The sequence below is a fragment of the Aliikangiella aequoris genome (assembly GCF_053709105.1).
Genome location: NZ_CM132298.1, coordinates 1,842,335 through 1,863,971, shown reverse-complemented (window position 1 = coordinate 1,863,971; position 21,637 = coordinate 1,842,335). Strand labels below are relative to the sequence as shown.

General features: G+C 39.3%; 18 protein-coding genes. 10 read left to right on the top strand and 8 right to left on the bottom strand.

What is annotated here, in order from left to right:
- Window positions 1–57 precede the first annotated feature (57 nt).
- Window positions 58–1,668: a methyl-accepting chemotaxis protein gene (locus ACUR5C_RS08110; protein WP_454467853.1), complete on the bottom strand. Its 1,611-nt coding sequence runs from the start codon at window positions 1,666–1,668 to the stop codon at window positions 58–60.
- Between the two features lie 214 nt (window positions 1,669–1,882).
- On the opposite strand from ACUR5C_RS08110, the gene ACUR5C_RS08105 reads away from it, so the two are divergent.
- Window positions 1,883–2,812: an exopolyphosphatase gene (locus ACUR5C_RS08105; protein ID WP_454467852.1), complete on the top strand. Its 930-nt coding sequence runs from the start codon at window positions 1,883–1,885 to the stop codon at window positions 2,810–2,812.
- 485 nt (window positions 2,813–3,297) lie between these two features.
- Window positions 3,298–3,663 (top strand): glutathione S-transferase N-terminal domain-containing protein, encoded by a 366-nt coding sequence (locus tag ACUR5C_RS08100; RefSeq protein ID WP_454467851.1) that lies wholly within the window; start codon window positions 3,298–3,300, stop codon window positions 3,661–3,663.
- Window positions 3,664–3,731: 68 nt separating this feature from the next.
- On the opposite strand, the gene ACUR5C_RS08095 is transcribed toward ACUR5C_RS08100, so the two are convergent.
- Together ACUR5C_RS08095 and ACUR5C_RS08090 are read right to left on the bottom strand one after the other, a co-directional pair.
- Window positions 3,732–4,232: an immunity 22 family protein gene (locus ACUR5C_RS08095; RefSeq protein WP_454467850.1), complete on the bottom strand. Its 501-nt coding sequence runs from the start codon at window positions 4,230–4,232 to the stop codon at window positions 3,732–3,734.
- Window positions 4,233–4,341: 109 nt separating this feature from the next.
- Window positions 4,342–5,586 carry an ATP-grasp domain-containing protein gene (locus ACUR5C_RS08090; RefSeq protein ID WP_454467849.1) on the bottom strand — a complete coding sequence of 415 codons (1,245 nt, stop codon included), beginning with the start codon at window positions 5,584–5,586 and terminating at the stop codon, window positions 4,342–4,344.
- Between the two features lie 483 nt (window positions 5,587–6,069).
- Between ACUR5C_RS08090 and ACUR5C_RS08085 the strand changes: the two genes are divergently transcribed.
- Entirely contained in the window at window positions 6,070–8,034 is a 1,965-nt protein-coding gene (locus tag ACUR5C_RS08085; RefSeq protein ID WP_454467847.1) for a TonB-dependent receptor plug domain-containing protein, read from the top strand.
- A gap of 204 nt (window positions 8,035–8,238) precedes the next feature.
- Here the strand turns inward: ACUR5C_RS08085 and ACUR5C_RS08080 are convergent, their stop codons facing one another.
- On the bottom strand, window positions 8,239–8,889 hold the full coding sequence (locus ACUR5C_RS08080; protein WP_454467846.1) for a PepSY domain-containing protein: 651 nt from the start codon (window positions 8,887–8,889) through the stop codon (window positions 8,239–8,241).
- Window positions 8,890–9,165: 276 nt separating this feature from the next.
- On the opposite strand from ACUR5C_RS08080, the gene ACUR5C_RS08075 reads away from it, so the two are divergent.
- Both ACUR5C_RS08075 and ACUR5C_RS08070 read left to right on the top strand, forming a co-directional pair.
- The gene (locus ACUR5C_RS08075) at window positions 9,166–10,263 is read left to right on the top strand and encodes a hypothetical protein (RefSeq protein WP_454467845.1); all 1,098 of its coding nucleotides are present in this window, start codon (window positions 9,166–9,168) and stop codon (window positions 10,261–10,263) included.
- Window positions 10,264–10,420: 157 nt separating this feature from the next.
- Window positions 10,421–11,137 (top strand): YebC/PmpR family DNA-binding transcriptional regulator, encoded by a 717-nt coding sequence (locus tag ACUR5C_RS08070; protein ID WP_454467844.1) that lies wholly within the window; start codon window positions 10,421–10,423, stop codon window positions 11,135–11,137.
- A 53-nt stretch (window positions 11,138–11,190) separates the two neighbouring features.
- Here ACUR5C_RS08070 and ACUR5C_RS08065 read toward each other — a convergent pair whose 3' ends face one another.
- Together ACUR5C_RS08065 and ACUR5C_RS08060 are read right to left on the bottom strand one after the other, a co-directional pair.
- Window positions 11,191–11,592 (bottom strand): hypothetical protein, encoded by a 402-nt coding sequence (locus ACUR5C_RS08065; protein ID WP_454467843.1) that lies wholly within the window; start codon window positions 11,590–11,592, stop codon window positions 11,191–11,193.
- A gap of 373 nt (window positions 11,593–11,965) precedes the next feature.
- Complete coding sequence (locus ACUR5C_RS08060; RefSeq protein ID WP_454467842.1) at window positions 11,966–12,511, bottom strand: GNAT family N-acetyltransferase; 546 nt, start codon at window positions 12,509–12,511, stop codon at window positions 11,966–11,968.
- A 361-nt stretch (window positions 12,512–12,872) separates the two neighbouring features.
- On the opposite strand from ACUR5C_RS08060, the gene fabV reads away from it, so the two are divergent.
- Window positions 12,873–14,054 carry an enoyl-ACP reductase FabV gene (gene fabV, locus ACUR5C_RS08055; RefSeq protein ID WP_454467841.1) on the top strand — a complete coding sequence of 394 codons (1,182 nt, stop codon included), beginning with the start codon at window positions 12,873–12,875 and terminating at the stop codon, window positions 14,052–14,054.
- Between the two features lie 118 nt (window positions 14,055–14,172).
- On the opposite strand, the gene ACUR5C_RS08050 is transcribed toward fabV, so the two are convergent.
- Both ACUR5C_RS08050 and htpG read right to left on the bottom strand, forming a co-directional pair.
- Entirely contained in the window at window positions 14,173–14,838 is a 666-nt protein-coding gene (locus ACUR5C_RS08050; protein ID WP_454467840.1) for an alpha/beta hydrolase, read from the bottom strand.
- Window positions 14,839–14,947: 109 nt separating this feature from the next.
- Entirely contained in the window at window positions 14,948–16,858 is a 1,911-nt protein-coding gene (gene htpG, locus ACUR5C_RS08045) for a molecular chaperone HtpG (protein ID WP_454467839.1), read from the bottom strand.
- Window positions 16,859–17,176: 318 nt separating this feature from the next.
- On the opposite strand from htpG, the gene pyk reads away from it, so the two are divergent.
- From pyk to ACUR5C_RS08025, 4 genes are all read left to right on the top strand, one after another.
- Window positions 17,177–18,622: a pyruvate kinase gene (gene pyk / locus ACUR5C_RS08040; protein ID WP_454467838.1), complete on the top strand. Its 1,446-nt coding sequence runs from the start codon at window positions 17,177–17,179 to the stop codon at window positions 18,620–18,622.
- Between the two features lie 425 nt (window positions 18,623–19,047).
- Window positions 19,048–19,575, top strand: coding sequence for a glycine cleavage system transcriptional repressor (locus tag ACUR5C_RS08035; RefSeq protein WP_454467837.1), 528 nt, complete (start codon window positions 19,048–19,050; stop codon window positions 19,573–19,575).
- A gap of 48 nt (window positions 19,576–19,623) precedes the next feature.
- Window positions 19,624–20,082: a peroxiredoxin gene (locus tag ACUR5C_RS08030; protein ID WP_454467836.1), complete on the top strand. Its 459-nt coding sequence runs from the start codon at window positions 19,624–19,626 to the stop codon at window positions 20,080–20,082.
- Between the two features lie 88 nt (window positions 20,083–20,170).
- Window positions 20,171–21,583 carry a PhoH family protein gene (locus ACUR5C_RS08025; protein WP_454467835.1) on the top strand — a complete coding sequence of 471 codons (1,413 nt, stop codon included), beginning with the start codon at window positions 20,171–20,173 and terminating at the stop codon, window positions 21,581–21,583.
- Window positions 21,584–21,637 lie beyond the last annotated feature (54 nt).

The window sequence follows — 21,637 nt, the reverse complement described above, 5'->3', positions numbered from 1 at the left end:
CTGTTAAAAACAGAGCTCTTAAGTTAAAGCCGTAACACCAAACTAAAAAAACTAAGACTAATAGAACTGACAACAATGATTAATCGCCTCACGCTGCTCACTAGACACATTGATATAATGCATTCCATATTGAAAATGCCCAGGTAGCTCTTTGTCTGCCTTTACCCACACAACTTTAGCTTGTAATTTAATGGGTAGCTTGTGTAAATATTCGTCTAGCGCATCAGCTGGCGGCTTAATATTTAAAGTTAAAGTTTCATCTTTAGCAAACTGTGAGTTTACAATAAATTTAATCCCCGTTTGACTAATGTCTAAACTCAAGCCTTCCCACTGCTTACCTGATTTAGAAACCACCACTAATAACGAGCCAACTTTGCGCCCATTGTTACGCCGATCGCCAGCAACTTTTTCTTCTATTTTAATCGTATGATGAAATTCTAAACCAGCAAATTGCGCTCGCAAGCGCTCGGTTAAATTAAATAGCGCCCGACTAATGTTCGCCGTATTACTAATTTTTGCGCTATTTTCTTTTAACGTGGTAAATAAGTGTTGCAGGGTATTTTCTAATTCCCCAAATTGTTCTAACTGCTGCGAAACTCCGTCGTAAATTTCATCTGCATGCCCCACAAAGTTACGCGTTCTCGATTCCATTTCACCTAAAATGATTTGGGTTCTTTCAGACTTTTCTTGGTTATCTTGCACGCGGCTAACTAATTGCACCATCATTTCACTGCTTTTAGCCATATTTGTACTTAGGCCATCAATAATCGCTGTAATGTGAGTAGCAGATTCTGAGGTACGTTTAGACAATGAACGCACTTCATCTGCCACCACCGCAAACCCACGCCCTTGCTCTCCCGCTCTTGCGGCTTCAATAGCAGCGTTTAAAGCCAACAAGTTAGTTTGATCGGCAATTCCAGTAATATTTTTTAACGCATCGACAATGCTTTCAACTGACGACTGTAAATCAATCACAATGCTAGAGGCCGATTCAATATCTTCGGTGATAACTCGCATTTCACCAATGGAGTCTTGTACTAACTGAATTCCCTCACTAGAAGCATTTTCTGAGGCTTCAGCTTGTTGCTTTGTGGTTTCACTAAGGGATTTAACTTTTTCAGAGATAGCATGGAGCTGCGCGGTAGCTGCTGAAACGTCATCGGATCGGGTTTGCTCAACGGCGCTAATCGACTCTATATCTTTAGCCACTGCTGCGATTTGATGGGCAGATTGGCTAATATGCGTAGAGCCATCGTGTACACTCGCTATAATTTCATTAAGCCGCATGAGTATTTTATTTAAATGGCGCTCAATGTCACCTAACTCATCCTTGGCATGCTCTTCAATCTTTTGGGTTAAGTCGCCTTCTTCGACCAAAATGAGCGATTCATTTAACTCTAATAGCGGTTTCACATAATACTGCGCTAAGCTCCAATACACAGCACCAGTGCCAGCCAAGATAAGTAGAGACTGCCAAACCGCGCCCCACCAATACTGACTCACCAAGGTAAGTAGTTGCGGTGACGCCTTATCGGGTGCTGCCTTTAAAACCGACACTAAATCCATATAAGCTATGTAGCGATGCACAACAATCATGGCAAACGTCATTAAAAATAACGCCCAAAACATTTTCCAACGCAGGCTTAAATCTCTTAGTTTTTCGAACAATTTTAAATGTCCTTAAAATCAATACTTTACCTAAATAAAGCCTATAAATTCAGATTACGCCAGTATTTCAATTAATATAATGAAAATTATCAGTTTTCTGTGAAAATTTACGCTTCAAGAAAAACCCATAGGCTAAAAAACCTGTTCTATACTTATTTGAACGCTTTCGCTAATAAACTAGATAATTCTTCGTAATATTCAACAGGAGCAATCAATGAGTAAACAAAAATTCCGCCTTATCACTCGGAGCGACTTCGACGGTTTAGTGTGTGCGGTTTTACTGAAGCATCTCGAAATGATTGACGATATTAAGTTTGTTCACCCTAAAGATATGCAAGACGGGAAAATTGAGGTTGATGGTAATGACATTTCAACTAATTTACCTTACGTACCTGGAATTCATATTGCTTTCGACCATCATTTATCTGAAACCATACGTAATGAAAAAGTCGATAACCATATTATTGATCCTACTGCACCTTCTGCTGCTCGAGTAGTTTGGAGCCATTATGGTGGACACAAAGCATTTCCAAAAGAATGGGATGAAATGATGGAAGCGGTTGACCGTGGTGACGCCGCGCAATTTAATAAAGAGCAAGTGCTTAACCCAAAAGACTGGGATCTGCTTAATTTTTTAATGGATGCTCGTACCGGACTAGGCCGCTTTAGAGAGTTTAGGATTTCTAACTACAATTTAATGATGGATTTAATAGACTACTGCCGCAACCACCCGATTGAAGAGATTATGCAGCTGCCCGATGTGGTTGAGCGAGTAGAGCTTTATAACGAACAAGATAAGCTGTTTAAACAGCAACTTAAAGACTGCTCTACCGTATATAAAAACTTAGTAGTGCTCGACTTACGCGACCAAGAAGTGATTCATGCAGGAAACCGATTTGTAATTTATGCCCTGTTCCCCGAGTGTAATATCTCAATTCATGTAATGTGGGGCTTTCAAAAGCAAAATACGGTGTTTGCTACGGGTAAATCAATTTTTGACCGCTCCTCTAAAACCAACGTCGGTGAATTAATGCTTAAATACGGCGGCGGCGGACATCAAGCGGCTGGAACCTGCCAAGTTCCCCACGAACAGTCGGAAGAGACCTTAAAAGCACTGATTGCTCAAATCAATGAAGACGGTTAATTCTTAGATAATTAATAAGACTCAATCGATCATCTAAGTAGGCTGGCGATGCATTTTAGCCAGTCTCCTTTAGTTTTGACTCATATGTTAGTCTTTGCACTTTTTCCGAAAAACTATATTAAACCTATGGCCAGCACAAACCGGCTGCGCATAAGTCTTCAAAGCCGGTTATAAGTAACTTCTCTTAAGGTCTATTTCGTGTTTAAACCAAACTATTTCACTAGATATCGCTGCCCGCTATTTTCAATAGCGCTTTAACTGGGCGTATAGCGTATGGTCGCTTTAAAAATGAAACACCACGAATTAGCAAAGTCGATTTAGCTTCAGTAAGGCAAAAACCCTAATTGTTCATAGACAAACTTGAGATAACCATGCACAATGCGCTCGTTTTTTGCCTGTAGTCTGATCTAAATAATCAATGGGCAACTTCAATAATTAAATATAAAACAGTAAGTTATAGCGTGAAGTTAAGAGAGTTTATAAGCATGTTAAAAGTCATTCGTTTAATATTAGGTAGTTTGATTGCCCTTGGTAATTTGCTTACCCGCGGCAGAAAATTAAAACGCTCGAAAACTGAACAGGCACAGGTAGAAAATAGTTTAACTCAGTATGCGCTCTATCAATTTAAGCTTTGCCCTTTTTGTATCAAAGTGCGCCGTAAGATGCATCAACTTAATTTACCTATCGAATTGCGTGATGCTAAGAACGACCCAGTTTATCGTAAAGAGCTGCTTGAAAAAGGTGGCAAGATTAAAGTTCCTTGCCTTAGAATTGAAAGCAACGGAAAAGTCGAATGGTTATACGAATCTAGTGTAATTAATGCCTATTTGCAAACGCGCTACTCAAGCTAATTCCTAGTATTATTGTCCAAACAAAAACTACCAGCTAAAAACGACATGGCTGGTACGCTCCTTACAGCTCAGTCATTTTGGTTAGAGTTTTCGTCATCTGCATCGTCTTGAGGTTCATCAGGTAATTCAATAACACTTTCGGCTTCTTCATCATAATTAAATGCGCCTACAAAAGTTAGAGTGTCGTCGCTATTAATGTCGGCTAACTTAGCACTAAATTCAAAGTCATACAGTAAAACGACCCAAGTCACTTGCAATAAGTTAAGTTTCTTTGCCTTGCTCATTAAATTTGCAATAAAAGAGCTAGAAAAAGAGCACTCGCCCACGGCATTTTCAATTTCTACCATGCCCTCCATTGCACCATTAGTTTCCATATTTTCTGGATAGAAAAAACGCAGTTTAAAGTTATCAGACCATTGGTTATTGGCGCGGGTTTGGTTTTTAGAAAAACGCTCTTCAAAGTATTCATCGGGAATGCTTGCATAAGGTAGTTGCGATGCCCACACCGACACTTTACCTGATTTAGTAAAGTCGAAACCTTTCGCATTTTGCAGCTCTTTTTTACTCATTATTTATTGATAACCTTTTTGTTATTAACTTCCACAATCGTTACTCAAGTATACGCTGATCAATTTAAAGTCTTGCCTCGATGTTCGCACTAGATTGTCATTCAACTCGCTAAGAATAAGTCGCTAACTCAATTTTAAGGGTAGCACGGCACCAACTCATTGCTTTTTTTAACTCTCGCGGACATTCTGCACTTAAAACAAGCTCACCAACCGATGAGCCAGTACCTGCTCGTGGTTTAACTTTATCGCCAACGTGTAATTTTAACTTAAATGACTGCGTAGAGGGATGGTTTTTTACTGCCCGCTTGCCACTAATGTTGAGTACGGTACCCTCGCCTGGATGGATAATCCAATTAGCCATATACTTTGTTGGTTTTGGTTTTGGTTTTGGCTCAGCATTTGGCTGACTAGCTTGATCCCCCACTTGCGCATTAATTAAAAACTGCCAACTATTAATACCGTAAGCCTGTGAAATCAAATTCATTAACCCCCCACCGGGCGCTCTTGCATTAACTTCGCCAATAAGAATTTGATCGTGCGTATAATAAAATTCAATATGTAAAATTCCGCTATCAAATTCAAACGCTGCTATTACTTTGTTTACTAAATCGCTTAAGCTTTGGCAAAATGCGGGACGAAAATCTGCCGGTAATAAATTAGTATGCCCTGGCTCTAAATAGTCGGTTATATTTTCAAAGACGACTTGTCCGTTTTGAACAATCACTTCTACGCTGCACTCCCTAGCATCAATAAAGGGCTCTAGCGCAACTCCGCCCAGCTCTGGCATTGCTAAGGTTTGTTTTACTGCTTGCTCTAGTGCTGCCATACTGGTGACTTTAAATACGCCACGACTACCCGACGAAGCGAGCCCTTTTACAATTAATGGCCAACCAATTTTGCTAGCAACGGATTTAGCCATTGTTAAACTGCTGATTGGTAAAGTAACAACGCAGGGTAAATTAAATTGTTCAAAGCGCGCTTTCATTTTAGATTTAAACAAAGCGTCGGTTGCGCTGGCAACACTTTGACCACTCAAATGAAATTCATGCCGTAACTTCGCTGCTGGTAAAACGCCTTGTTCAGTTACGGCAATAATTGCAATGGGAGGCACAGTTAAAAGATTGGTTACGGCCGATTTAATTTGCTGATAATCTAATGCTAAATTGGCGTTTATTAGTTCGACTTGTGAATTACGATAAGCGCTTTTCTTGTCGGCAACTACCAACACCTTAAAGCCTAACTCAAGAGCAGCATCAATAGCCGCAGCACGTGCACCAACAATAACAACTAGATTTACGCAATTGCCCAAAGGAGTATTTTTGGAAGACACAGGTATGCCCTCAAACGCAGTCACTAAAACGCCTAAGTTGCCCTAATCTTTACTTAATGTCCATTTATTTTTAACACTGCGATTAGCACGCGGTTGGCTAGGATATTACCCAAATAAAACCTTAATGCTCGTTTAATTTGCTCAATTAAGTAACGCGTTCCAAATAGACTGCAAATCATACCATCACTGGGGCATCAATCTACTGACTTTGGCGTATTGTCTGTAATTTAAATAAATTACCACAAAATCTTGTTTTCAAGCTTATACTATAAGTAGGTATTTTAGTATCAGTAAAATAAAACTAATAATTTAACTTGGGCTGTTACTAAACTCAGAAAATGCGTTTTAAAGCAATAGAATTGTTGTAATAAAACTAACCGCTATATAACTCTAAAGATGCCGCGCTTCATGCAAATACGGGAAAGCAATAAAATTAACAACAGCTTTGGTAAATTATTCTGTATAGCCGCTCTAACGACGTTAGGCCTTGCACCTATGGTCAAAAGCATGGAGGTCCAAGACATTTCTGGACTGTCTTTACGCCAATTACTGAATATTAAAGTAAGTGTTGCCACACTAAAGCCACAAAACTTATCAAAAACGCCCGGTTCGGTAACTTTATTTACGCGTCAACAACTGAATGACTTAGGCGTAGAAACGCTAGCTGACTTGCTGTCAAATGTGCCAGGCTTTTATTCTATGCTAAATGCCGCTGAAGGCAATCAATCATATTTAGTCATGCGCGGACACCCTCAAAAATACGCAAATACGCTGCTGATTTTACATAATGGCAAAAGGCTTAACGATGACTATACCGGTGGTATTAATTACTTAAATCGATATATGAGTTTGCACAACGCAGACCGAGTAGAAATTATTCGCGGTGCAGGTTCGGCATTATATGGCTCTAATGCATTTAGTGGTGTGGTAAATATAGTAACTAAAAACACACCGCACGTAAGATTAAGTGCAGGAGAAAATAGCGGTTTTCAAACTGATGTTGGCGCGACAACGCAAGTGGGTGCCTCAGAACTTGGTTTAAGCTTTACTCACTATAGCGACAAAGGTGAAACTTATTCACCAATATTTGATCGGTTTGGGATCCAGAACGCTACCAATGACCCTAAAGACATGCTGCAACTTGAGCTAAATCTAGACTTAGACAAAACCCAATTATCAGCGTTTCATTTGGAGTCAGATCGACATAACTATTATTTATTCAGACGGGTGCGAGATGGTCAAACTCATATACATTTAAAACAATCCGTTTTTGGCGTATCTCACGATCTTTATAGTACCGACTACTGGCAGATAGATATAGGCGCAGATAGTCAAAACGCTAAACGCCGCACGATCACCGCTCTTATTCCACAAGGACGCGATGGCTTCAACGACGCAGACTTTTTATTTGGTGAACATTTAATTTACCAATCTAATCGCGTGTATGGGAATGCTGTTTACCATTTCGAAGAGCACGGTGATTTGTCTTTTGGTACTGAAATTGTTCAAAGTGAAGTACCGCAAAGTTTTTTACGCTCTAACTACAATTTATTTGGCAACCTTGAATATTTGGGCGAAATAGTAAAATTTGATGATGACGAGCAACGCGTCGTATTAGACAAAAAAAGAAAGATATACAGCATTTATGGGCAATGGCAAAAACCCATTAATAAGCAATGGGAAATAACCTTTGGGCTTCGCTATGATCATTACAATGATATTGACAGCGCATTAATGCCGCGATTGGCCTTGGTATACCAACAAAGCAGTAACCATATTTTTAAATGGATGTATGCCGAAGCTTACCGAGCGCCTTCACTTGGTGACTTATACGATGAAGAAAGCGGATTAACCGTTGGCAATCAAAGCTTAGCGGCAACCGAGTTAACCTCTTTGGAATTTAAGTACCAATGGATCAGTGACCACACCACCATCATTGCAAGCCTGTTTCAAAATGAAATGAGAGACTTAATCGGCTTTAGGAGTGATGCAAATAACAATGTATTTTTAGGGAACATAGCAGAAAACGAATCCTTGGGCATCGAGCTAGAGTGGCGCTGGAACTTTAACCAATCGCTTAACTTTAACTCTTCGTTAACTCATTTATTTGATAATAAAACCGAGCAAACTATGGCTGGTGAGTTTACAAGCTCCAAAATACTGGCCCCTAAAACGATTGCTAAATCCCATATGAATTGGTCTATTAATGAAGAATTGAAATGGAGCTTATTAGCTTCTTGGAGAAGCGAAGTAGAAATTCTCAGTGACTCTTCTAGTTTGTTGTTACTGAATAGCAATTTGGGTTACCAGATCTCAGAAAAGTTAAAACTTAACTTTGCGGTGAAAAACCTACTCGATAAAGAGTATCAAACGGGATCAGCAGTGGCCTTAGGTAATTTTAGTGGAAATACGGTTCAACAATATCCCGCACGTGGAAGAGAAATATGGTTAAGGGCAAGTTATGTTTTTTAATCTAGTTCGCTTTGCAAATTGAAATTAGTCCGCTAAAAAATTATGCTTTAACCAAACCATCATCATTAATCTAAAATCAAAAAGTCAAAAAGTCAAAAAGTCAAAAAGTCAAAAAGTCAAAAAGTCAAAAAGTCAAAAAGTCAAAAACCCAAAAAACAACACTTACGCCCCTTGTCTTTAGAATGATTTTAAAACGCCACTAGACTATTTACTACCTTTGGGCTTAGTTGAAAAACTCAAATAAAGACCCAGTACCGCCAATAATACCACGAGCCCTAATCCCACTATTCCTAAAATGTCATCAAACCATCTTATGCCGGTCCAGCGAAGATAGTGAATATCGTATATTTGATTGATAAAACGGGTATCTGCCCCCTTCTGCCGTAATGATAAATTGTCCCAATTCAATGCGATAGTCACGTTGGTGGAAGTCGTCGCATTAAACTGATTTTCTGCGTTTTCCACTGATTGAATTTTAACAAGGCTGCCATACCTAAGTGGGTTCTGCTTAATTGCATCAACAATGATCTTTTTTGCTTGTTCTAGCTTAGGGCGATTGGTTTCAATTAATTCGCCATTTTGCTCTTGAAATAGCCAGTTGCTCCAGCCGTCTTTAGTTTTGTATAAATGGTGTATACCAAGTAGCGTTTCAACTTGTCGAAACTCGAATACATCTTGCTTAAGTGTTAGCTTGGGTATGTTTTTTAAAGGGTAAAATTTTACGCTTAGACTTTGGTATGCTTCACTATAGCCAGGCTTAATAAAGAAAAATACGCCTGTGACCGCCCATCCTAAAAATGGAAGAAGCATAACAATACCCAAGATTTTATGGTATTTAGAAATGTTTTTTTTCACCTAACGCTCTCTTAAGCTGTTTTACTGATAAGTTTTTAGATTAATAGACTGTTTAATGCATAGCTCATTAACCAGTAATACTGGTGGCTTTCTTTGTAGCTAGGCCTTGCCACTAGAACTTAGCAATCAATTAATTTAACTAATGAAACAGTAATTTATTGGTTATTTTCGTGGTGAGACTTTACACTAGTTTTTAGATCAGTAAAATCCATTCGCATCATAACCAATGTTATTATCACTAAACTCTTGGTTAAAATATCAAAGTGTAGGAATACTATGAGCGAAGAAACGAGTGAGTCTAGCAGTTGCACAAAAATCAACCAAGTACAGTCTTTGTTAGGGGCTGATTGGAACGAATACTTAAGTGCAATTGAGTTACTAGCAGACAGCTATCAAGTCAATGAGTGCCTAAAATTACTTAATCAAGCCGATATCATTCTTAATCAAGACAAAGATGTGGCCACTTCGAGCGAAACTGAAAGGCTACTTATTGGCGGTATTGCGGATAAGGCAGCACAAAAAGCCTATCCCTTTGTTTTCACTATGCTTGGTGATATGACGGGATTGACGAGCTTTAAAAAAGTCTTAAAGAAAGATCCTGCAGGCCTGTCTAAACTACTTAAAATAATTCCAAAAACAGGGCCAATTGATGGTTGGCATTTTATGCAGTTTAGCGATGGCTACAAAGAGTGGCTAAATAACAATGGAATTAAACAAGCATTGCTCTACCCCGCTACTCGACTATTAAGCATGAAACGGCCTGATATTTTTGTTTCACTTAATGACGAATCAAGCCCTTATATTTGCCAAGCACTAGGTATTAAACCGCTTAAAAAGAATGACTTACAAGCTTACTGGGATACCGTACTCAATAAAATCCATCAAGCTAAGTGGTTTAAAATAGACCAACCTATGCAACCAGAACAAATTCCATTTTATCGTGGCAGAGTCGCGCTACTTGAAAGGTTTGCGGTGGCTCCTGCCGCCTCAACCTTAGTTGAGCAAGCCCTTAACTCTACTTCCGTTGCAGCTGAAACAGCTGATGGCTCAATCGACCACGCACACCAAACTACAGCCAACAATAGTCCTTTAACTAATCCGCAAGATGCTGTCTCAAACCTTGGTTATACCTCACCGTTAAAAGAAGTATCACCGCCCAAAAAAGCTGCAGCTAAACAGCCTAAAAAGCTAAAAATCGCCAAGTTAAAAACAGAGAAAGGCAGCATTGCTGCAGCAACTAAGTTAATGTCACAATATTATTTTGCCAACAAAGCGCAGTTTGCCAAAGTCGACGTTAAAAAACACCGTGATGAAATCATTGAACGTATTGCCGCCGGTGAAGCCGCTGATGAGGTGTTTAACTCTTATTGTTAGCAATAAAGCTAAGCCTTAATATCTAGTGCTCAATCACCAATATCAGCCCTGGTGATTGAAGCGCTAGCCAGAATCGCTTAAGATTCAGCTCAAATGGTCTGACTTAACCAATAATACGGTGGCTAAGCGACTTAAACTTTATATAACAGGAATTAAAATGGGTAGAGCATTTCAGAACAGAAAAGAATCTATGGCTAAAACTTCTGACGCAAATGCTAAAGTTTATAGCAAGTACAGCCGTGAGATATATGTTTGTGCCAAATCTGGTGGCCCAGATCCAGATGCAAACCTCGCATTACGAAGCTTACTAGAGCGCGCCAAAAGAGATCAAGTCCCTAGCCATGTTATTGAAAAAGCTATTGATAAGTCACAAGGCGCAGGCGGCGAAGATTTTGATATTGCCCGCTATGAGGGTTTTGGGCCAGGTAACTGTATGGTCATTGTAGATTGCCTTACCGACAATCCTAATAGAACATTTGGCGATGTAAGGCTGTGCTTTACTAAAACTAAATCAAAAATTGGCGCACAAGGTGCCGTAAGCCATATGTTTGATCACAGTGCTATTTTCGTGTTTTCTGGCACCGACGAAGAGGCTATTTTAGAAGCTTTAATGGAAGCCGATGTCGATGTCACCGATATAGAATGTGAAGACGGTAAAATTAGTGTTTTCACGCCCAACACCGAATACTTTAAAGCCAAACAGGCGCTCACCAACGTACTAGGTGAAGTCGAGTTTGAAATTGATGAAATACAGTTTTTACCTCAAACTACCATGCAAATAGCTGAAGAAGATCAAGAAATGTTTGATAAGTTCATCGACATGCTGAATGATTTAGACGATGTGCAAAACATTTACCACAATGTAGAAGGTTAAGATTAATTAGGGGTTGATAAAAGCCTCTAGCAGTTGGCTAGAGGCTTTGTTTGTTACCGACCAGAAACCAGTATTACCGGCTTAACTAGTGCATTCTTGTCTAAAGGAGCTTGCTCGGCCAAATCACGTTTAACCGAAACGCTTCTTTCTAAAAATTGCGACATAAATCGAGAGGTTTCACCCGCTTGGTACATTCTAGAAAAGCGAACAATATTAATATCATTACACTTCTGTTTGTTAGCTACAACGCGATGCGCACGGCTTTCAAGTCGAGTACCCTTTTCAAATTCATTGACTAAACTGCGATATTTGGCCAAGTCATTGGTCACTGCAGCAATACAAAGTTGAGTTCCGTGACTATTGTCGGCAGCGGCAAATTCATAACTACCAGCATTAGCACTAAGTGCAATCGAACTAGCAGCTAGCGCACTGATTACCATTGATAATTTTTTCATGTGAATCTCCTTAAGCATTAATTAAAATTTTGTTCAATGCCCCAAGTTAATAAAAGTGCTTTCAATCACTTTTCTATTATTCACTTTATCGTCATTATTACTTAACTTTAAGTTACAACCCGTTGTCTTTCTCCTAATTCAATTTTAGATTAGCAACTGCATTACTAAATTTCATGTTGAATTTTATTAAATGCTGTATCAGGCTAAAGCCTCTAGGTTTTATGCAAATTTAAGCTAGAAAATTAAAACCTTGTAACAACAATTACGCAAACTTGCTAGACTTTTAACAACTTGAATTATTCGTGACATATGTTTGCGCGCGCAATTTAACAGTATGCTTTACAAGGCTCCGGATGTTCCTTTGCTGTAGTTTTTAATTGACCTTTAACTGATAAAAAACGGCTTCTGAATCGCCTAACGGATCTTTGTGAATCGCTGTTTTAAGATATTTCATACCAAGTTTCTTCATGATATTAATGGAAGCTGCATTATGCTTATCGGCAAGTGCGGTAAAATAGCTTACCTCTTGTTGTTGAGTTAAGCCTTTCAATAAACAGTCAGCTGCTTCGGTGGCATATCCATGCCCCCAAGATTTGCGCATAAAACGCCACCCTATTTCTAAATTATCAAACTGCGGGGTATCACTAAAAAATTCCATAGGGCGGATTAGGATCCATCCAATAAATTGATTATCACTGAGTGTAACGGCTTTCCAAAGCCCCCAGCCTTTATCTGGGTTTCTGTATTGCTCCATTCGGGGCAGCATGACTTGGCTGAACTTTTGGCGTGAAGTAACAACGCCACCAGTGATAAACCGCATAACTTCAGGATCTTGATCTAACTCAAATAAAAGCTCATTGTCGCTTTCATTGTCTTCCATTAACGTTAGCATGAGTCTAGCGCTTCTTAATTGTGGCATGGGCTTGTTTCCTTGGTTAGGCTGTTTATATTGTCTTTTTACAAGCCTGTCTTTTAAATAGTCGGCTTTTAAATCGTTAGCTTTTAAATTGCTGGTATGCGAGAAAACTAAAAGCCTGTTTATTCTCGCAATTATCATTATACCAAATCAACAAGGTATAAACCTCTAGCCCTATATAAGCATTTAGACCTAAGTCAAAACAGCTTCGACTGGCGTCATTTGCGTATCGACTAATAAACAAGACGAAGCCCGACCTCTTTAAAAAGCCTTTAAATCCAATGAAATGCGCGTTAACATGCGCGGTGATTTATAGTAACGGTTTATGTTATTGAAAATAATAACCCAGAGGAATGACTAAATTATGGTTATCAAACCCAAAATTAGAGGTTTTATTTGTACCAACGCACATCCTATCGGATGCCAAGCTGGGGTAAATGAGCAAATTGATTTCGTTAAACAGCAAGGCAAATTAGCTAACGCACCTAAAAACGTCTTGGTCATAGGTTGCTCTACAGGCTATGGTCTAGCTTCACGAATTACATCGGCTTTTGCTGGCGGCGCAAAGACTTTAGGAATTTGTTTCGAAAAAGAGCCTAGTGAGCGCAAAACAGGCACAGCAGGCTGGTACAATACTGCGGCTTTTCATCAGGCGGCAAAAGATGAAGGCTTATATTGCAAAACCATTAATGGCGACGCTTTTTCCCATGAGATTAAAAATCAAACAATTAAAACTATTCAAGAAGACTTAGGCAAAATCGATTTAGTCATCTATAGTTTAGCCTCACCACGACGCACAGATCCAGACAGCGGTGAAACCTACAACTCAACGCTTAAGCCAGTTGGCGAACGCTATACCACTAAAACTTTTGACACCAACAAACACCTTGTTCACGAAATAGAGTTGGAACCCGCTAACCAAGAAGAAATTGATAACACCATTAAAGTTATGGGCGGCGAAGATTGGGAACTTTGGATTAAGGCGCTAAATGACGCAGGTGTACTTGCAGACAATTGTAAAACTACCGCTTATACCTACATTGGTAAGGAGCTCACTTGGCCAATTTATGGTCATGCAACCATTGGTAAAGCTAAAGAAGACTTAGATCGTGCTTCTAGTGCGCTCAACCAAACTTACTCAAATTTAAACTTAAAAGCTTACGTGACTTCACTAAAAGCAGTAGTTACCCAAGCAAGTTCTGCGATACCGGTTATGCCACTTTACATTTCCTTAATGTATCAAGTAATGAAAGATGAAGGCTGTCATGAAGGCGTTATTCAACAAATTTACGGACTGTTTAACCAACTATTGCTAGCCGATAATCCGCAAACTGACGAGATGAATCGTTTGCGTATGGATACAGTTGAAACTAACGACGAAATCCAAGCTAAAATTAAAGCGATTTGGCCTAAAGTTACCACTGAAAACTTCCCTGAACTAGGCGACTACGCAGGTTATCACCAAGACTTTTTAAAACTGTTTGGTTTTGGTTTTAGTGGCGTAGACTATGATGCAGATATTAGCCCTCAAGCTGATTGGGTATAGTTAAATAGAAGCATACGCAAAACTAAAAAAGGCTGTTAATACAGCCTTTTTTAATTGGTTTAATGATTGCGCAGATTAATATCAATAACTCAATTTGCGTTGCAATATTAAAAGCTTGTTAAGTTAATTGTAAAACCTTTTTTAGCCAAGTAGCGATTGCTTGAATCTGCTGTGGACATACCGCATGCTCCATAGGGTAGCGCAAAAATTCAACCCTGTAGTTTTTCGCTTTTAAAGTCTCGGCAATCCCTGCGCCTAGTTGCACCGGTACCACAGGATCGTAATCCCCATGACACACTAAAATGGGAGTATCTTGATTTTCGTTAGTTAGCTCAATACTGTCTTGTGTTGCAAAATAAGTAGACAAAGCCATTAGCCCTGCTAGACGTTGCGGGTAACTTAGAGCAACTTCTAGTGCCACAGCGCCACCTTGTGAAAAACCCGCAATCAGTATTTTGTTTGCAGGTATGCCACGTTCAATTTCATGATTGATAAACTTTACGATTTGCTGTGCAGATTGGCGTAGTTGGGTAGCGTCAACTTTTCTATCAATTGACATATCTAAAATATCATACCAAGCAGGCATCACGTAGCCGTTATTTATGGTAACCGGAATCGATGGCGCATGTGGGAATATAAAACGCACCCCTGGGCTATTTTCTAGGCCTAACTCTTTTACAATAGGCTCAAAATCATGTCCATTAGCGCCTAGCCCATGCAGCCAAATAACCGAAGCAGTTGGCTCTGGTTTGGTTTCAATTTCTATATGCGGTAGTAAATTCATTTAATCTTAAGGTCCTAAAGAATGGTTTTAATAATTGTCAATTTTTTCGTCAAATTCAAAAATAAAGGGAGCTATAGCTCCCCTTATTACTGTGCCTTTTGGTGTGTATTTATTTAACCAACAAACGATTAAGTCGCTGTGAAAAAGTCGCTGGATCATCAAGTTGGCCGCTATCTGATAATACCGCTTGATCAAACAGCACTGAAACCCAATCTTCAAAATCTTGCTCTGACATTTCAGTTTCTAGTTGCTTAACTAATTGATGGCTAGGGTTAATTTCGAAAATGGGTTTTGCGTCTGGCGCAAATTGCCCTGCCGCTTTCATCATTCTCGCCATTTGCAAACTCATTCCCCCATCGCTGGCCACAACACAAGCTGGCGACTGGTCTAAACGTCCTGAAATTTTAACATCTGAAACCTTGTTATCCAGAACCTTTTTAATTTTATCGATTAAGTCAGACTTCTCTTTAGTTGCCTCTTCTACTGCTTTCTTATCTGCTTCGTCTTCAAGACCACCTAAATCTAACTCTCCATGGGTAACTGCTTGTAGTTTTTTACCGTCGAACTCAGTCAAGTGCCCCATTGCCCACTCATCGATGCGATCAGTTAGTAACAGCACCTCTACCCCTTTCTTACGGTAGATTTCTAAATGAGGGCTATTTTTTGCTGTCGCGTAGTTATCTGCCACCAAGAAGTAAATCTTATCTTGCTCTGGCTTCATGCGCTCAGTATAGTCTTTTAAAGAAACGCTTTGTGCTTCGCTATCTTGAGTGGTTGATGCAAACCGTAACAACCCAGCAACAGTTTCTCTATTAGCATGATCTTCTGCTAAGCCTTCTTTTAATACACTGCCAAATTCATCCCAGAAACCTTGATAATCTTCTTTATTAGATTTAGCAAGTTTTTCAAGCATATTTAAAACGCGTTTTACACAAGCATTTTTCAAAGATTGAGTTGCAGCACTATCTTGTAGAATTTCTCGTGAAACGTTGAGTGGCAAATCGTTAGAATCTAAAACACCACGCACCATTCTTAAATAAACGGGTAAAAACTGCTCAGCATCGTCCATAATGAAAACCCGCTGTACGTATAGTTTTACGCCGCGTGGCTTTTCTCTGTTCCAAAGATCGAAAGGTGCTTTTTTGGGTAGATAAAGTAAGCTAGTGTATTCTTGCTTACCTTCTACTTTATTGTGTGACCATACCAATGGCTCATTAAAGTCATGAGAAATGTGCTTATAAAACTCTTTGTACTCTTCTTCTTTAACATCAGATTTAGGACGAGTCCAAAGGGCAGTTGCTTTGTTGACCACTTCAAATTCAGGCACCACCACTTCATCGTCTTCTTTGTCCTCGGCCTTTTCACCCATATCAATTTTTTCCATTTCCACTGGTAATGAAATATGATCGGAGTACTTGCTAATCACAGAACGTAATCGCCATGGCTCTAAAAACTCTTTCTCGTCATCTTTTAGATGTAAAATAATATCTGTACCGCGGCTATCTTTTTGGATTGACTCAACACTAAACTCGCCCTCACCTCTAGAAACCCAGCTAACGGCTTCTTCAGCTGAAGCGCCAGCGTGGCGAGTTCTCACTTCTACTTCATCAGCGACAATAAACGCTGAATAGAACCCAACCCCAAATTGGCCAATTAAGTTGCTGTCTTCCTTTTGCTCTTTGCTTAAGTTCTTCAAAAACTCTGAAGTGCCAGAACGCGCAATGGTACCTAAGTTGTTCATTACATCGTCTTTGGTCATACCAATGCCGTTGTCACTAATCGTTAAGGTACCTGCGTCTTTATCTGTAGTAATTCGAATTTTAAGATCAGAATCGTTACCAAAGTAATCGTCATGGCTTAATGCTTCAAACCTAAGTTTATCTGCGGCATCTGCTGCATTTGAGACAAGTTCCCGCAAGAAGATTTCTTTATTACTGTATAAAGAATGAATCATAAGATTCAAAAGCTGTTTAACTTCTGTTTGAAAACTATGTGTTTCTTTTGCAATTGTTTCAGACATTTAACTATACCTTTAGAAAGTAATTTTATTAGTAAATAATAGATGGATAAACAATTGGGTTACATGTTTTGCTTTTCAAGAGTAGAATTAGAAAAAATGCTATTTTTTTAAGATTAAACACTTATTTTTTATAATTTACGCCGCATTTACTACAATAGTGAATATAATTCGTACATTTCCTTGGTAGCCTTGTATTAAAAGGCACTAAAAAATTATTCGCTTAGTTATATAGAAAATAAATGACATCAGCATTTCAACTAGCCCATTAGACCAATAAAATTAAGGCAAAGCCGCAACAGGCTTTTAACGGAGCAAACATTGATACGTAGAACCAAAATAGTCACTACCTTAGGGCCTTCAACTGACAATGAAGAATCATTGACCGCACTTTTTAAAGCCGGCGCCAACGTTGTCAGAATGAACTTCTCTCACGGTAGTGCAGAGGATCATATAAGAAGAAGTAAACTAGTACGAAAAATAGCCAAAGAACTTGACCTTAATATTGCCATTTTAGGCGACTTACAAGGCCCTAAAATTAGAATCGCAAAATTTAAGAACCAGAAAGTCACTATTAAAGCTGGCGACGAGTTTACCTTAGATGCAGACTTAGCGACTAACGATGGTAACCAAGAAGCCGTAGGCATTGACTACAAAGAACTCCCTAAAGACTGCAAAATTGGCGACACATTGCTACTTGACGATGGCCGCATAGAGCTTGAAGTCACGAATATTCAGGGGAATAAGGTAGCTACTAAAGTGGTGATTGGTGGACAGCTATCAAATAATAAAGGCATAAACTTAAAAGGCGGTGGTCTCTCAGCGACAGCCTTAACCAATAAAGATATGCAAGATATTAAAACCGCAGCGGATATGCAAGTTGACTATTTAGCGGTTTCTTTCCCTAGAACAGCGGAAGATATTCGTTTTGCCGAAAAGCTTGCCCGCGCAGCCGGCTCGCAAGCAGGCATAGTGGCCAAAATAGAGCGTGCTGAAACGGTCGCTAACGATGAAACGTTAGACGAAATTATAAAAGCATCTGCTGCCGTAATGGTAGCTCGTGGTGATTTAGGCGTAGAAATTGGCGATGCTGAGTTAATCGGTGTGCAAAAGAAAATCATTCAAAGGGCAAGAAGTTTAGACCGCGCGGTAATAACCGCGACTCAAATGATGGAGTCGATGATTACCAACGCAATCCCCACTAGAGCTGAAGTGTTTGATGTTGCCAATGCAGTCTTAGATGGCACCGATGCAGTGATGCTATCTGGCGAAACCGCTATGGGTGAGCACCCTATTCGTGTGGTAGAAGCAATGTCACGGGTTTGTATTGGCGCAGAGAAAGAAAAATCGACTCAAGTTTCTGGTCATAGGGTTGAATTACAATGGAAAAACATCGACGAAGCGATTGCTATGGCGACTATGTATATGGCTAACCACTTAAAAGATATAAAAGCAATTTTATGTCTAACCGAGTCAGGCTCAACCCCATTGTTAATGTCGAGAATACGTAGCGGAATGCCAATTTTCGCCCTGACTCGATTGGAAACAACCAAACGTAAAATGGCACTATACCGCGGCGTAGAAGCAATATCATTTGATCCAACGGTATTGGCGCGCCACGATGTAAACCGCTTAGCCGCTGATGAATTAGTTAAGCGCGGTTATGTTAAAGAAGGCGACCTAATTGCACTAACGAAAGGCGATCATATGGGGATCCTTGGTGGCACCAACGCCGTTAAAATTTTAAAGATAGGCGAAATCGTTTAAATTTTAACCGCCCAGTTAGTTTCTTTAGCTAAAAAAGTTTAGTCTAAAAAAGTTTAGATAGTTAAACCACTCAAACTTTCTGCAACTAGCTGGGTATTCCCTTCCTAAATCAGGCACAGGCTGCGATGCTTGAATTGCAACCTCAGATTCACTAACTAAACTTATCTAAACAAACAGCTTACCAAGCAAAGCAAGGTAATAAAGCTTTAGCAATATTAAGTAAACAACAAGGTTACGATTTAAAAGTCTAATGGGTTTATTCTAAGTAAAAATAGTCATATACTAAAACCCTAGTTTACTTTGCGATAGTCAATTTAAACTGCTAACCGCTCATAATAATTTAATCGATAACAGCACATTATTAAGGCGTTTCAACCCAAATTTAATCAATAGCATTAGTTCAGCCAGACGTTTAAAGGAAACCTATGCAAAACTATTTAGTCATTTCTGCCATAGCCCCAAACCGGCCAGGTATCGCGAATGACATTACCTCAATCGTTACTTATTGCGGCTGCAATATTGTAGAAAGCAAAATGAAAGCCATGGGAAGCACTTTTAGCTTAGTCTTAATGGCTGCTGGAGAGTGGAATTCCATTGCAAAGTTAGAGCATGTTTTACCCACTAAAGCACCCGGTTTACAAATGACCACCATGCTACAAAGAACTGAGCTTGAAAAACCCAGTTCAGAACTGCCCTATCGAGTAAAAATTATCGCTTTAGATAATCCTGGTCTCTCAGAACAAATTACCACCTTTTTTACGGACATCGATATAAATATTAAAGAAATGAGCTGTAATACTTACCCAGCCCAACATACTGGTGCAATGATAGGAGCGTTAAGAATTACCATAGGCATACCGACTCATTTGTCAGTCTCAAAAATTCGCGAAAGCTTTAATGAGTTTTGTGCCAAAACCAATCTAGATGGCGAAATGAAGCCAATTGGTCAATAATACAAAAGTAGAAATAAAGATTTACTCACTAACTAAGGAAATCTCTCTATGAAAATTGGTGATAAAGCACCGAAAATTGAACTATCTGCAACAAACGATCAAACTATCGACTTTTCAAAGATAAAAAATAAAAACTTTGTGGTTTATTTTTACCCTAAAGATAATACCCCAGGATGCACCACAGAAGGCCAAAACTTTAGAGACTTAATGCCAGAATTTGACAAGCACAACTGTTTAGTTTTTGGTGTATCACGAGACTCACTCCGCACACATGAAAACTTTAAGAAAAAGCAGTCCTTTAATTTTGAGTTGATCTCGGATCCAGAGGAAGCACTGTGTAAAGCATTTGATGTGATTAAGCTAAAAAAAATGTACGGTAAAGAGTATTTAGGTATTGAACGTAGCACCTTTTTATTTAATGCTAAAGGCGTTTTAGTCCATGAATGGCGTAAGGTAAAGGTGAAAGGACACGTTGACGAAGTCTTAGAAAAACTCAGTTCAATTTAAGCATTAATGCCCATACTAAAAGCCAATATCTCTTCATGCTACCGGATCTTTCCGGTAGTTAGTCCCTCCGCTAATTTAGGATACGTTTATGCCTAGACTCAAGTTTACTGGTTCACGGTTATTTGTTTTAGATACTAATGTGTTAATGCATGATCCCACTTCGATCTTTCGCTTTGCCGAACATAACGTTTTTATTCCATTAGTTGTATTAGAAGAGCTCGACAATGGGAAAAAAGGCTTATCTGAGGTCGCCAGAAATGTGCGTCAGGTGAGTCGCTATTTTGATGAATTAATGCAAGATGCGACTGATAAAGACATTAAACAAGGGCTTCCATTAGGAAACTCACCCTACTTACCGGCTGAAGAGCGCACTAACGGCTTGTTATTTTTTCAAACCACAGAAATAAGCGACAATATGCCAACCGCTCTCGCTAGCAATAAAGTAGACAACACCATTGTTAACATTGCATTAGATTTACAAAATGAAAATCAAGATAAATTAGTGACGCTAGTTTCTAAAGACATTAATTTAAGAATCAAGGCAAAGATTTTAGGCGTTCATGCCGAAGACTATTTTAACGACCAAATTGTCGGAGATATTGAGTCACTTTATACAGGCCATTCTATTTTGCCCAATGATTTTTGGGCTACTCATGATAAAGAAATGAAGTCTTGGCAAGAAGATGGCCGTACGTTTTACGAGCTTTCTGGGCCGTTAGTCTCTTCCTGGGTGGTTAACCAATTTATTCACTTGAAAGACGGTTCTAACTTTAGTGCCATTGTAAGAAAAATAGAAGGTCCACTTGCCACTATTGAGTTATGCATTGATCACACCTCGCCGGCTCATGATATATGGGGCATAACCGCACGCAATTTAGAGCAAAGTTTTGCACTAAACCTACTACTTGATCCTGACATTGATTTTGTTACTTTGCAGGGCCAAGCGGGAACTGGTAAAACTTTACTGGCGTTGGCTGCTGCCTTAGAGCAAACCGTAGAGCTAAAGCGCTATAACGAAATTATTGTTACTCGAGTGACTGTACCCGTAGGCGAAGATATCGGATTTTTACCTGGAACTGAAGAAGAAAAAATGAATCCTTGGATGGGCGCTTTCACTGATAACTTAGAAGTTCTGTCGCCTTCACAATCAAATGACGACTGGGGTAGACAAGCGACTCAAGATATTTTACAAAAGTGGTTAAAAATTCGCTCACTTAACTTTATGCGTGGACGAACATTTATCAATAAATTTGTGATTGTTGATGAAGCGCAAAACCTAACGCCAAAGCAAATGAAAACCTTAATCACACGCGCAGGCCCGGGAACTAAAATGGTTTGCTTAGGGAATGTAGCGCAAATAGATACCCCTTATTTAACCGAAGCAAGTTCGGGATTGACTTATGTGGTTGATCATTTTAAAAATTGGCAATTCGGTGGCCATATGAAACTACAACGTGGAGAACGCTCAAGGCTGGCAGACTTTGCTTCTGACAACCTTTAGCTAAAAACCCCTCTAACAAAAAAGGAGCATTAACTTGCTCCTTTTTTATTTCAT